Genomic DNA, 13,517 nt, shown 5'->3' with positions numbered 1-13,517 from the left:
AATGTGCCTTATTTACCCCTGATCACGCCAACGATTCACGATCGGATAGCGACGGTCCAACCAGAAGGCCCGGCTGGTCAGGCGCGTGCCGGGGGCGGATTGGAACCGTTTATACTCGCTGATGTAAATCAGATGCTCGACCCGTTTGGCATCGGCCTCATCGAAACCGGCCGCAACACAATCGGCAATCGAGCCATCCTGATCGACCAGGATATCCAGAATGCCATCCAGAACCGGATAGTCCGGCAGGCTGTCGCTGTCCTTCTGATCTTCGCGCAGCTCGGCGCTTGGGGGTTTGTCGATGACCGACGGTCGGATGACCTCGCCTTCAGGCCCCCTCATCCAGTCGCGATGATTAGCGTTGCGCCAGCGGCAGGTTTCGAACACCCGGGTTTTGTATAGGTCCTTGATCGGGTTGTAGCCCCCGTTCATGTCGCCGTAGATGGTGGCATAGCCCACGGCGACCTCGGATTTGTTGCCGGTGGTCAAAAGCATCTCACCAAACTTGTTCGAGATTGCCATCAGCAACACGCCGCGCAGGCGGGACTGGATGTTCTCTTCGGTCAGATCGGCATCGCGACCAGCGAACAGAGGGGCCAGAGTTTCGGTCACCGCAGCGCGGCTGTCCGAGATCGGCACATAGTCATAGTGAACGCCCAGCGCCTTGGCGACCGCCTCGGCATCGTCCAGAGAGGCCTGGCTGGTGTATTCCGACGGCAGCATCACGCAGCGCACATTTTCAGCGCCAATCGCGTCAACGGCAATGGCCGCAACCAGGGCTGAATCGACCCCGCCTGAAAGCCCGAGAACCGCCTTTTTGAAACCGGTCTTGCCCATATAGTCGCGCAAGGATTGGACCATCGCGCGGTAGTCCTGCTCCCACACATCCGGTTGGAGGACGATCTCGGCCGAAACAATGCGCCAGCCGTCATCGCCACGCTCAAGGTCGACATGTCGAACGGCTTCGTCGAACACGGGCATGCGGAAGGCAAGCTCACCACCCGGGTTCAGGCCGAAAGTTGCTCCATCAAAAACCTGATCATCCTGCCCGCCAACCATGTTCAGATAGATGAGCGGCAGGCCGGTCTCGACCACGCGGGCCACCATGTGGTTCAGGCGCACATCGTATTTGTCGCGAAAATAGGGCGAGCCGTTGGGGATCAGCAGAAACTCCGCCCCGGTTTCCTCCAGCGTCTCAGCCACATCCGGGTGCCAGCCATCTTCGCAGATCGGGCTACCGATGCGGAAATTGCCCACCGAGTATGGCCCACCCAGCGGGCCGGAATCATAAAGACGGACCTCATCAAAAACGGTTTCGTTCGGCAGATGGTGTTTCAGGGACTTACTGGTGATTCGGCCACCATTCAGGATCAGATACGCATTGTAGAGGCTGTCATCCTCGACCCAAGGCCCGCCAATGGCGATGGCGGGACCCTCAGCGCAGTCCACTGCCAGCGCCTCAATCGCGGCCATAGCAGCGCGGTGAAACACGGGCTTCATCACAAGGTCCTGCGTGTTGTAGCCGGTGATGAACATCTCGGGGAAGGCCACCAAATCGGCCCCGGCCTCGCGGGCCTCCTGCCACGCTGCGCGTGCTTTGGCGGCATTGCCGGAAATATCCCCTACGGTGGGGTTAAGCTGCGCCAGAGTGATGCGGAAACGGTCGGCCATGCTGCCCTCTTGCCTTCGTCAGTCCTTTTGCATTTAGCAGATCACCGCGCGAGTGAAAGGGCCATGCGGCAAAAGCCGTTGCTCTGCCCGTGACGGTCCCTTAGTTTTGCGCCGAAGAAAGCAAGCAATGATGATCGGGCAGGCAGGAACAACAATGGATGTGATCCGCAATTCGATTGCTGCAGGGGCCATGACCCTGATCGCAGCGGCAGCCTTTGCGCAGGACGGAACCGTCATCGTCAAGGATGACGAGGTCGGAGGCGTCTATGAAGGCACCTTCCTGAACGGCTTGCGGCACGGGACCGGGTCGTATCGGCTACCCAACGGGTTCGAGTATTCGGGCGAATGGATCGAGGGCAAGATTCAGGGGCAAGGCACGGCGCGCTTTGCCAATGGCGCGATCTACGAAGGTACATTCGCCGATGGCCAGCCGGACGGCCAGGGCAAGATCACCTATCCCGATGGTGGAACCTATGAAGGGACGTGGTCCAACGGGGCCATCAACGGAACCGGCGTGGCCCAATATGCCAATGGCCTGCGATATGAAGGCGCGTTCAAAGACGCGCGCCATCACGGCAAGGGCACTCTGTCCGACCCCAACGGATACGCCTACGAGGGCGACTGGGTTGAGGGTGAAAAGCAGGGCATGGGCAAGATCACTTCGGCCGATGGCTCGGTCTATGAAGGTGAGATCGAACAGGGCCAGCGCCATGGTCAGGGTCGTCTGGTTCAGTCGGACGGCGTTGAATATGACGGTCAGTGGCAGAACAACGTGATGACAGGCACCGGGCGGCTGACGCTGGCCAACGGGGATGTCTACGAGGGCGCCTTGCTGGACGGGCGCCGTCAGGGCAAAGGCAAGGAAACCTATGCCAACGGCAACGTCTATGAGGGCGACTACGAAGACGATCAACGCCACGGCAAAGGCACCTTCACCGGAACAGATGGCTACAGCTATACGGGCGACTGGTCCCGTGGTCAGATCGAAGGTTTTGGCGAAATCACCTATCCCGACGGCTCAACCTATATCGGCGAACTCAGCGCGGACCTGCCTCATGGCAAGGGCCAGAACACCTATCCCGACGGCACGGTTTATGATGGTGAGTGGGTTGCGGGCGTGTTCGAAGGCCGGGGCAAGGCCACATATCCAAACGGTGTCGTCTATACCGGCGAGTTCCGGAATGCGGTCAGCCACGGCACTGGCGTCGTCACCTTTGCCAATGGCTACCGCTATGAGGGCGAATGGGTCGATGGCGCGCGGCAGGGCAAAGGTAAGGCCAGCTACGCGGACGGCACGATCTATGACGGAGATTTCCTGAACGGCAAGCGCCACGGTAAAGGCACGATCATAACGCCCAGCACCTTCACCTACACGGGCGATTGGGTTGACGGCAAAATCAGCGGCGTCGGCGTTGCGACCTACAGCACGGGCGATGTGTACGAAGGCGGTTTCCTCGACAACAAACGCCACGGCGAAGGCACCATGCGTTATGCTAACGGCCAAGAGGAGTCTGGCGTGTGGGACAATGACGCCCTGCCTGCGCAAAGCGCCGCAGAAGAAGCGCCCGCGCAAGAGGATGAACCCACTCAGGCGGAAAACACTGAGGAACCAGCGGAGGCGGAACCCTCCGACGGTTAACCCACTACCACGGAACGGATTTTCCAGCCCAATCGAAGAACCCGCCCGTGTCATCGGTCGTTAGGCCGTTGACAACGTTTAGCAAATTCTGAGCGGCCTCTTCAGGCTCCACCGCCGGATGCCGACCAAGGTATTTTTGCGTGAAACCCGTTTTGACGGTGCCGGGATGCAAAGACACACAGATCGCCTGTTTGTGCGTGCGCGACAGCTCAATGGCCGAGGTGTGGACGATCTGATTCACAGCAGCTTTTGCGGCCCGGTAGCTGATCCAACCTCCGATCCGGTTGTCTCCGATCGAACCCACACGCGCCGACAGAACACCAAAAACAGATCGCCTGTCTCGTGGTAGCAACCTGTGCGCACGGCTGAGGACCAAGGCCGGACCAACCGAATTCAACGCAAACTGATCCATCATGGCCTGCGCCGATACAGCTCGGATCGTTTTTTCCGGCTCCGCCCCTTTGACCTCCAACGCGCCGGAGACGACCAAAACCAGATCGAACGGATCAGGCAGGTCATCCAACATCTGCAAAGCCTCGTCCGGTTGGGTCAGATCAAACCCCTCAACAGACCGGGACAGGCTGGTAACCTGTATGCCCTGCCCATCGAGACGCGTGCAAAGCGCCGAACCAATTCCGCCAGAGGCGCCTATAACCAAAGCTGTTTTCATGTTTCACTACCTAGCGGCGGCGATGGTTGGATCAATGATAGGTCTCCAAGAATTCGCACAGAAAGGAACACGCCCTCATTTTGGTTCTTTTCATTCCGCGCAAGCTGGGTATAACCTCATCCTCATGATCAACCGCGCAGATATCCTTGTTGCCGACACCGCCCTTCGCGGTGCATCGCTGCGTGGCCTACTGATCCTAATCCGCCTCTGAGCGTGCCATCCGGCGCGCCCGCTCAGAGGAGGACGCCAGCGCGCCAAGAGGCTTTAGGACAGAAGAAGAAAGAGAACCCCATGACCAACGTGACCGACCAAGACCGCGTCTTGATCTTCGATACCACTTTGCGCGACGGCGAGCAGAGCCCCGGCGCAACCATGACCCATGACGAAAAGCTCGAGATTGCCGAGCTGCTGGACGAAATGGGCGTCGACATTATCGAAGCCGGTTTCCCCATCGCATCCGAGGGCGACTTCAAGGCCGTTTCCGAAATCGCGCAACGTTCGAAAAACAGCCGTATCTGCGGTCTGGCCCGTGCGAACTTCGCCGATATCGACCGCTGCTGGGAGGCTGTAAAACACGCCGAGAAGAACCGTATTCACACCTTCATCGGCACATCCCCCTTGCACCGCGCCATTCCGAACCTGACGATGGACGAGATGGCCGAGAAGATCCACGAAACCGTCAGCCATGCGCGCAACCTGTGTGAAAACGTTCAGTGGTCGCCGATGGATGCGACGCGGACCGAGTGGGACTACCTCTGCCGTGTAATCGAGATTGCGATCAAAGCAGGCGCAACCACGATCAACATCCCTGACACAGTGGGCTACACCGCCCCAGTGGAGTCGGCCGACCTGATCAAACGCCTGATCGAGACCGTACCAGGCGCGGATGAGGTGATCTTTGCCACCCACTGCCACAACGACCTCGGCATGGCGACCGCGAACTCTCTGGCCGCTGTTGCAGGTGGTGCGCGTCAGATAGAATGCACCATCAACGGTCTGGGCGAACGGGCGGGCAATACGGCTTTGGAAGAGGTTGTGATGGCGCTGCGCACCCGCAACGATATCATGCCATGGCACACAGGCATCGACACCACCAAGATCATGCATATCTCGCGCCGCGTGGCGACCGTGTCGGGCTTCAACGTTCAGTTCAACAAGGCCATCGTTGGCAAGAACGCCTTCGCGCATGAAAGCGGCATCCATCAGGATGGCATGCTGAAAAACCGCGAAAACTTCGAGATCATGCGCCCCGAGGATATCGGCCTCTCAGGGACTTCTCTGCCCTTGGGCAAGCATTCAGGCCGCGCCGCGCTGCGCGACAAGCTTGAGACGTTGGGTTTTGATGTGGGCGATAACCAGCTCAAGGACATCTTCGTGCGGTTCAAAGATCTGGCCGACCGCAAGAAAGAGGTATTCGACGATGACCTCATCGCGTTGATGACCATGGACGAGCATGACGACTACCTGCAGCTCGTCTCGATGAAAGTGACCTGCGGCACCGGCGGTCAGGCCGAAGCAACCGTTGAGCTTGAGATGGACGGCAAGGACATCATCGCGACTGAACATGGCGACGGGCCTGTGGATGCAACGTTCAAAGCGATCCGCGCGATCTATCCCAACACCGCCCGTTTGCAGTTGTATCAGGTCCATGCCGTCACCGAAGGCACCGACGCGCAAGCCACTGTTTCGGTCCGCCTGAGCGAGGACGGCATGATCGCAACGGGCCAATCGGCCAACACAGACACTGTCGTTGCGTCAGCCAAGGCCTATATCCACGCGCTGAACCGCCTGATCGTTCGTCGCGAGAAAACCGGCCCCGGCGTAGACACGCGTGAGATCAGCTACAAAGACCTGACCTAGAAACGGCAAAGGGCTCCCGCACCCGCGGCGGCCCGGCTTCGCCGAGACCCACCTTGGGTTTTGGGCCCGACAGCGCGCCTGCAGCGCGCTGTCGGGCCCAAAACGTTTGACGGCATCTTTGATGCAGGCAAACGGGGCGGGAGCTTTGCTTGCTCCTCTCCAAGACCTCAAAGTTTTTTGAACAAAGCAGACAGTCTGTGGGTTTCCTGATCCAACCCAAAGGGCGCGTTGATAACGAACATTCCAGACCCGACCATCCCATGCCCTTTGCGCACTGCGGGGAATGTCACCTCATGTTTCAACGCTTTCGGGAAAACCTGCGAAGTCAGCGCATCCACCATCGGCTTTTGACGGCCATCTTTCAGGATCGGATACCACAAGGCGATCACACCGACGTTCCACTTGCGATGCAGTTTGGCGATGATCCCCGGCAGGCGGTCGTATTCAGCCTTCACCTCGTAGCTGGGGTCAATCAACAGCATACCCCGTCTGGGCGTCGGCGGCAGCAGGGACTGCGCCAGCTCATACCCGTCCTGCTTGTAGACGCGCGCATTGCCCCCTGGCTCTGCCAGCGACAATGCCGCGTACTCCTGTGGATGCAATTCGGCGAGGTGAAGACTGTCCTGCGACCGCAACAAACTAGCCGCAATCAGGGGCGATCCGGGGTAGCTGGCCTCTCCAAAACGCGCGCGGGTCAACTCGATCGCCTGCGCCAGCGGATGATCATCGCCAAACCATGCACCACGCTGCACCCGCTCGATCCCGGCGGCTGCTTCTCCGGTCTTGCGCGCCTCATCTGAATCTAGCCTGTAAAGCCCACGTCCCGAATGGGTTTCGACATAGGTCAGCGGTTTGTCCTTTTGGGTCAGATAGGACAGCGTCCATGCCAATAACGCGTGCTTTTGCACATCAGCCAGATTCCCGGCGTGGTAAATATGTTGATATGAGAGCATATTGCCTTCTAAAGTCCCTGCAAATGAGGCGAAAAGGTGCTGATTGCCGCGGAATCAGCCCTTTTACCGGGCGAGTTGGCACCCTATAAGTCATCCGTCCCGGAACCGTCGAGTCGCGGGCAGTAGAAAAACCGACATACAGGATCAGGGGAAACATGGGGATCTTTGGCAATCTGGGCGGCCTGTTCACAGCGGACATGGCTATCGACCTTGGAACGGCAAACACGCTGGTCTACGTCAAGGGGCGCGGTGTGATCCTGTCTGAACCCTCGGTTGTGGCCTATCACGTCAAGGACGGCGTGAAAAAGGTTTTGGCGGTTGGCGAAGACGCCAAGCTGATGCTGGGTCGGACGCCGGGATCCATTGAGGCCATTCGCCCAATGCGCGAAGGCGTGATTGCCGACTTCGACACCGCCGAGGAAATGATCAAGCATTTCATCCGCAAGGTGCATAAGCGTTCGACCTTCTCGAAGCCAAAGATCATCGTCTGCGTCCCGCATGGCGCGACCCCGGTTGAAAAACGTGCAATCCGTCAGTCGGTTCTGTCCGCAGGCGCGCGCCGCGCGGGTCTGATTGCCGAACCGATTGCAGCGGCGATTGGGGCAGGCATGCCAATCACCGATCCGACCGGCAACATGGTTGTCGATATCGGCGGCGGTACCACCGAGGTCGCGGTTCTGTCGCTGGGCGATATCGTGTATGCCCGCTCGGTCCGCGTGGGTGGAGACCGCATGGACGAGGCGATCATCTCGTACCTGCGTCGTCAGCAGAACCTTCTGGTCGGCGAATCCACCGCTGAACGCATAAAGACCACCATCGGCACCGCGCGCATGCCCGACGACGGCCGCGGCCAGTCGATGCATATCCGCGGTCGCGACCTGCTGAACGGCGTGCCGAAAGAAATCGAGATCAGTCAGGCTCAGGTCGCCGAGGCGCTGTCGGAACCCGTCCAGCAAATCTGCGAGGCAGTGATGACGGCGCTAGAGACCACACCCCCCGATCTGGCAGCAGATATCGTGGATCGCGGCGTTATGCTAACCGGTGGCGGAGCGCTACTGGGTGATTTGGATCTTGCGCTACGCGAACAGACAGGTCTGGCCGTGTCGATTGCCGATGAAAGCCTGAATTGTGTGGCTTTGGGTACCGGCAAGGCGCTAGAATACGAAAAACAGCTGCGCCACGCGATTGACTACGAAAGCTAAGGCGCGCACCCTTTAAAAAATAGGGTAAACTCGGCCCGAGCAGCACGGGAAGGTAACCTGTGGCAAAAGACCGATCACAGCGCGATGACTACACGGCCCCACTGCGCCGTCTGCTTCTGGGGATCGTTGTGCTGTGCCTGCTGGGCATCTTCATTGTCTGGCGGATCGACAGCCCTCGGGTTGAACGGTTCCGCGCACAGGTTGTGGATGCTGTTGTGCCCTCGATGGATTGGGCCATGGTTCCGGTCACCGCAACTGTCAACCTGTTCCGTGATTTCCAAAGCTATCAGAGCCTGAGCGAGCAGAACCGCGAGCTGCGCTCGGAACTGCGGCTGATGCGCGCCTGGAAAGAGGCCGCGTTGCAGCTGGAACAGGAAAACGCGCGGCTTCTGGATTTGAACAATGTGCGGCTTGATCCTCGCCTGACCTATGTCACCGGCGTTGTGATGGCCGATAGCGGCTCTCCCTTCCGTCAGTCGGTGCTGTTGAATGTAGGAGAGCGAGACGGGATCGTCGATGGCTGGGCCACGATGGACGGGATCGGGCTAGTTGGCCGTATCTCGGGTGTTGGGCCGGATACAGCGCGCGTTATTCTGATGACTGACGCCTCAAGCGTCATTCCCGCAACCATCCAGCCCTCGGGCCAGACCGCTTTGATCACGGGCGACAATACCCCGGCCCCATCCGTCGAGTTTCTGGAAAACCGTGAGCTTGTGCGCCCCGGCGACCGGGTCGTGACCTCGGGCGATGGCGGCGTGTTTCCGGCAGGTTTGCTGATCGGCCAGATCGCCGCAGACCCCGGAGGTCGCCTGCGCGTGCGCCTCTCCGCCGATTTCGAACGGTTGGAGTTCCTGCGCGTTCTTCGCTACAACTCGGCCCCCACGATCCGCGATCCGGGTCAGATCGTCGGCCCCTCACGCCCCGCTGCTTCGTTGTCGTCTGAGGAAGCTGGCGATGGATAAACCAGCCTCTCACAAATGGGCAATGCGCGGTCTCTACGGCGGGCTAGCTGTATTTGTACTGTTCCTGCATCTTCTGCCGCTGGATACGCAGCCGGATCGCTGGCCTTTTCCGGATTTTCTGATCGTTCTGACCTTTGCATGGGTGCTTCGGCAGCCGGACTATGTGCCGACCGTTCTGGTCGCTTTGGTCATGTTGCTGGCTGATTTGCTGCTGCAACGCCCGCCAGGTCTGATGGCCGCTTTGGTGGTGCTTGGAGCGGCTTACTTGCGGTCTGCGGCACCGGGGATGCGAGATGCGGGCTTTGTGGCGGAATGGATGTCGGTCACAGCAGTCGTTGCAGGCGTCTTTCTGGGCAACCGGGTCATCCTTGCAATCCTGTCTGTTGATCAGGCGGCTTTGTTACCGGTTTTGATCCAGCTTGTGCTGACAATTCTGGCCTATCCGGTCATTGTTCTGCTGTCTCAGAGTGTATTCGGTGTGCGCCGCGTCTCTGCCGCGGATGCCAGTGCTGCGGGCGCGCGTGCATGAAACAGCGCAAGATCAAAAGCGAAGGTGTCGCCTATAAACGTCTGCCCCGGCGGGCTCTGCTGCTGGGCGGTTTGCAGGCGGTTTTCATTGGCGGGCTGGCCGCGCGTATGCGGTATATGCAGGTCGACCAAGCGGATGAATATCGCCTTCTGGCCGAAGAAAACCGCATCAATATCCGCCTGATCCCTCCGACCCGAGGGCGCATCTATGACCGCAATGGGCAGATCATCGGGCAGAACTCACCGTCCTACCGCATCGTAATTGTGCGCGAGGATGCCGGTGACATCGACAAGGTGATCGCCAAACTTTCGGACCTGATCCCGCTGAACGAGGATGAGATTGAGCGCGCGCGCACGGAAATGCGCCGCTCGGCCCCGTTCCTGCCGGTCACATTGGTCGATCAGGTGACGTGGGAGGATATCTCGAAAGTCGCCGTCAATGCGCCCGCCCTACCAGGGGTCACGCCCGAGGTCGGCCAGACCCGGCAATACCCGCGCTACGAGGATTTCGCCCATATCGTCGGCTATGTCGGCCCGGTCAGCGACTATGACCTCAGCCAGATCGAAGACCCCGAGCCAGTGCTGCGCATTCCCCGCTTCCAGATCGGAAAGGTCGGCCTTGAGGCCAAGCAAGAGATCGACCTGCGCGGCAAAGCAGGCTCCAAGCGGGTCGAGGTTAACGCCACCGGCCGCGTCATGCGCGAATTGGACCGGCAGGAAGGCCAACCGGGCGCCGATTTGCAACTCTCAGTCGACGCGGACCTGCAGCAATATGCGCAGGCGAGGTTGGCCGGAGAAAGCGCCGCCGCCGTTGTCATTGATTGCGAAACCGGCGATCTGCGGGCAATGGCCTCGGCCCCCAGCTTCGATCCCAACCTGTTCGTGCGCGGTATTTCGGTCGCGGATTACCAGATCCTCACGCAGGACAAATACCGCCCCCTGGCCAACAAGACGGTTCAGGGCACTTATCCGCCTGGATCGACCTTCAAAATGGTCACCGCCTTGGCCGCGCTTGAGGCCGGTGTCGTTGGCCCCGGCAACACCGTGTACTGCCCCGGCCATCTCAAGGTCGGCAGCCGCCGCTTCCACTGCTGGAAGCGCGGCGGGCACGGCACGGTCGACCTCAATACGTCGCTTAAACGCAGTTGCGACGTTTATTACTACGACGTGGCGTTGAAGGTTGGCATCGACAAAATCTCGGAAATGTCGCGAACCCTTGGGCTGGGCATCAAGCACGACATCCCCATGTCCGCCGTTCGGGCAGGTTTGGCGCCTAATCAGGAGTGGAAGCTGAGAACCCATGGTGAGGAATGGCTGAGCGGCGACACGGCAAACGCCTCAATCGGGCAGGGCTTCATGCTGGCTTCGCCCATGCAGCTTGCGGTTATGACCGCCCGGATCGCCACAGGACGCGCTGTTTCACCCCGTCTGGTTCGTTCAATCGATGGCGTCGAACAGCCAACCGGCGCAGGTGAGCCACTTGATATCAAACCGGCCAATCTAAAGTACATTCGCGAGGCAATGTGGTCGGTCTCTAACGACCGGCGCGGCACGGCCTATCGCAGCCGGATCATCGCCGATGACCTGCGCATGGCGGGCAAGACCGGCACCAGTCAGGTACGCAACATCACCAAAGCGGAACGTGCCGCAGGTGTGATCCGCAATGAGGACCTGCCATGGGAACGGCGCGACCATGCGCTGTTCGTCAGCTTCGCCCCTTACGACAAGCCCAAATACGCCATCGCGGTGGTCGTCGAACATGGCGGCGGTGGCTCCAAGGCGGCGGCCCCGGTCGCGCGCGACATCATGCTACAGGCGCTTTACAACGGCACGCCCCCGCTCGAGGCCTACCCGGCCGGAGATCGAGAGCGCATCAAAGAACAGCAGAAACGGCTCGAGGGCGACCGCCGCCCCAAAGCGCGCCCCAGCGAGAAGGACCGCGCATGAGCTATCTTGAATATGCGGTCAAATCCACGCCATCGGGGTTCCGTAAATTCCTGTATATGAACTGGCCACTGACGCTGTTGCTGATTAGCACGGCCAGTGCCGGGTTCCTGATGCTGTACTCGGTGGCGGGTGGCTCGTGGATGCCATGGGCCGAGCCTCAGATCGAACGTTTCGGGCTGGGCCTTGTGGTAATGTTTATCGTCGCACTGGTCCCGATCTGGTTCTGGCGCAACATGTCGGTGGTAGCCTATTTGGGATCCATAGCTCTGCTGATTTTTGTTGAACTGTTCGGTACCATCGGCATGGGTGCACAGCGCTGGATCGACCTTGGGTTCATGCGCCTTCAGCCGTCCGAGGTGATGAAGGTCGCGCTGGTGATGCTGCTGGCGGCCTATTACGACTGGCTGCCCTCGCAAAAAACCTCGCGCCCGATTTGGGTTCTGATCCCGGTTGTGCTGATCCTGATCCCCACCTTCATGGTACTGCGCCAGCCAGACCTTGGGACATCGATCCTGCTGCTGGCCGCTGGTGGAGGGCTGATGTTTCTGGCAGGGGTCCACTGGGCCTATTTCGCCGCCGTGATCGCCGCGGTCGTTGGCCTGATTGCGGCCGTTTTCAATAGCCGGGGGACCGAGTGGCAGTTACTCAAAGACTACCAGTTCCGCCGGATTGACACGTTTCTTGACCCGTCAACTGACCCTCTGGGCGCTGGCTATCACATCACCCAGTCCAAGATCGCCCTGGGATCCGGTGGATGGAATGGGCGGGGGTTCATGCAGGGCACGCAATCGCGGCTGAACTTTCTGCCTGAAAAACACACCGATTTCATCTTCACCACATTGGCCGAAGAGTTCGGCTTTGTCGGCGGTATCACCCTATTACTGCTATACGCGCTGATCCTGATCTTTTGCATGGTTACGGCCCTGTCGACCAAAGACAGGTTCTCATCGCTGGTTACCATGGGGATCGCGCTGAACTTCTTCCTGTTCTTTGCTGTCAACATGTCGATGGTGATGGGGCTGGCTCCGGTTGTCGGGGTGCCTCTACCTATGGTCAGCTATGGCGGTTCGGCCATGCTGGTCCTCATGGCCGCCTTCGGCGTTGTGCAAAGCGCCCATATCCACCGCCCCCGCTGATCGGAAAGCCCCTCCATGCCCGTCAATGTCCTGTTCTCCGCACGTCCTGAGCTTTGGCCGGTGTACCAGCCGCTTCTGACCGAGGGGCTGCAAAAGGCAGGCGTCGCGTTCAATCTTGCAACCGAATTCCCCGAGGATGAGGTGGACTACATCGTCTACGCCCCAAGCGGCGGGCTGCTGGATTTCACGCCCTATACCCAGCTGAAAGCGGTTCTCAGCCTCTGGGCTGGGGTTGAGAAGATCGCAGGGAACGAAACGCTGACCGTGCCACTGGCGCGGATGGTGGATCACGGGCTGACCCAAGGCATGACCGAATGGGTCGTGGGACATGTGCTGCGCTATCATCTGGGGATGGACCAGCACATCAAAGTGCAAGACGGTGTGTGGACGCCTGACGCGCCACCATTGGCGAACGAACGTCAGGTCTGCATTCTGGGCCTTGGCGCATTGGGGCAGGAGGCTGCCCAAGCGCTGGCGGCATTGAATTTCAAAGTCACCGGATGGAGCCGCACCCCCAAAGCCGTCCCCGGAGTAACCTGCCTGAGCGGCGAAGATGGGTTGCGAGAGGCTCTGTCAAAGGCCGAGATCGCCGTTCTCTTGCTGCCTGACACACCGGCGACCGAGAACACTCTGAACGCCGAAACCCTTTCGCTGATGCCCAAAGGCGCGCGGATCATCAATCCGGGGCGTGGGCCTCTGATCGACGATGAGGCGCTATTAAAGGCGATGAACACAGGCCAGATTGGACATGCCACGCTGGATGTGTTCCGGGTTGAGCCTCTGCCCGCGGATCACCCCTACTGGGCGCATCCGAACGTGACGGTGACGCCGCATATCGCCTCGGAAACCCGACCGGTCACGGCGGCGCAGGTGATCGTCGAAAATATCCGGCGCGGGGAAGCTGGCGAGCCGTTTGTGCATCTGGTGGATCGCCAGCTGGGATATTGAT

General features: G+C 59.8%; 11 protein-coding genes. 8 read left to right on the top strand and 3 right to left on the bottom strand.

The features are described from left to right. Nucleotides 1–12 precede the first annotated feature (12 nt). On the bottom strand, nucleotides 13–1,671 hold the full coding sequence (locus ACR0JF_RS11995; RefSeq protein ID WP_170661144.1) for an NAD+ synthase: 1,659 nt from the start codon (nucleotides 1,669–1,671) through the stop codon (nucleotides 13–15). Between the two features lie 130 nt (nucleotides 1,672–1,801). Between ACR0JF_RS11995 and ACR0JF_RS11990 the strand changes: the two genes are divergently transcribed. Next, complete coding sequence (locus tag ACR0JF_RS11990) at nucleotides 1,802–3,310, top strand: MORN repeat-containing protein (RefSeq protein ID WP_480669393.1); 1,509 nt, start codon at nucleotides 1,802–1,804, stop codon at nucleotides 3,308–3,310. A gap of 4 nt (nucleotides 3,311–3,314) precedes the next feature. On the opposite strand, the gene ACR0JF_RS11985 is transcribed toward ACR0JF_RS11990, so the two are convergent. Beyond that, nucleotides 3,315–3,980: an SDR family NAD(P)-dependent oxidoreductase gene (locus tag ACR0JF_RS11985; RefSeq protein WP_170661145.1), complete on the bottom strand. Its 666-nt coding sequence runs from the start codon at nucleotides 3,978–3,980 to the stop codon at nucleotides 3,315–3,317. A 291-nt stretch (nucleotides 3,981–4,271) separates the two neighbouring features. Here ACR0JF_RS11985 and ACR0JF_RS11980 point away from each other — a divergent pair, with 291 nt between their 5' ends. Continuing rightward, nucleotides 4,272–5,840, top strand: a complete 1,569-nt coding sequence (locus ACR0JF_RS11980; protein ID WP_170661146.1) for a 2-isopropylmalate synthase — start codon at nucleotides 4,272–4,274, stop codon at nucleotides 5,838–5,840. 167 nt (nucleotides 5,841–6,007) lie between these two features. Here ACR0JF_RS11980 and ACR0JF_RS11975 read toward each other — a convergent pair whose 3' ends face one another. After that, nucleotides 6,008–6,793 (bottom strand): 23S rRNA (adenine(2030)-N(6))-methyltransferase RlmJ, encoded by a 786-nt coding sequence (locus ACR0JF_RS11975; protein WP_170661147.1) that lies wholly within the window; start codon nucleotides 6,791–6,793, stop codon nucleotides 6,008–6,010. 155 nt (nucleotides 6,794–6,948) lie between these two features. On the opposite strand from ACR0JF_RS11975, the gene ACR0JF_RS11970 reads away from it, so the two are divergent. Genes ACR0JF_RS11970 through ACR0JF_RS11945 form a run of 6 tightly spaced genes read left to right on the top strand, consistent with a single transcriptional unit; the run spans nucleotide 6,949 to nucleotide 13,516 of the window. Then, the gene (locus tag ACR0JF_RS11970) at nucleotides 6,949–7,995 is read left to right on the top strand and encodes a rod shape-determining protein (RefSeq protein ID WP_039523195.1); all 1,047 of its coding nucleotides are present in this window, start codon (nucleotides 6,949–6,951) and stop codon (nucleotides 7,993–7,995) included. A gap of 59 nt (nucleotides 7,996–8,054) precedes the next feature. Next, complete coding sequence (mreC, locus tag ACR0JF_RS11965; protein ID WP_170378866.1) at nucleotides 8,055–8,957, top strand: rod shape-determining protein MreC; 903 nt, start codon at nucleotides 8,055–8,057, stop codon at nucleotides 8,955–8,957. After that, nucleotides 8,950–9,486, top strand: a complete 537-nt coding sequence (locus ACR0JF_RS11960) for a rod shape-determining protein MreD (protein ID WP_170661148.1) — start codon at nucleotides 8,950–8,952, stop codon at nucleotides 9,484–9,486. Before mreC ends, ACR0JF_RS11960 begins: the two co-directional genes overlap by 8 nt. Further along, complete coding sequence (mrdA, locus tag ACR0JF_RS11955; protein ID WP_170661149.1) at nucleotides 9,483–11,432, top strand: penicillin-binding protein 2; 1,950 nt, start codon at nucleotides 9,483–9,485, stop codon at nucleotides 11,430–11,432. The genes ACR0JF_RS11960 and mrdA overlap by 4 nt, the downstream gene beginning before the upstream one ends. After that, entirely contained in the window at nucleotides 11,429–12,568 is a 1,140-nt protein-coding gene (gene rodA, locus ACR0JF_RS11950) for a rod shape-determining protein RodA (RefSeq protein WP_170661150.1), read from the top strand. Before mrdA ends, rodA begins: the two co-directional genes overlap by 4 nt. A 15-nt stretch (nucleotides 12,569–12,583) precedes the next feature. After that, complete coding sequence (locus ACR0JF_RS11945; protein WP_170661151.1) at nucleotides 12,584–13,516, top strand: 2-hydroxyacid dehydrogenase; 933 nt, start codon at nucleotides 12,584–12,586, stop codon at nucleotides 13,514–13,516. The last annotated feature ends 1 nt before the right edge of the window (nucleotide 13,517 follow it).

Source organism: Ruegeria sp. BG11 (genome assembly GCF_056538565.1).
The sequence above is the reverse complement of the archived record's forward strand: the minus strand, read 5'-3'. Positions and strand labels throughout refer to the sequence as shown.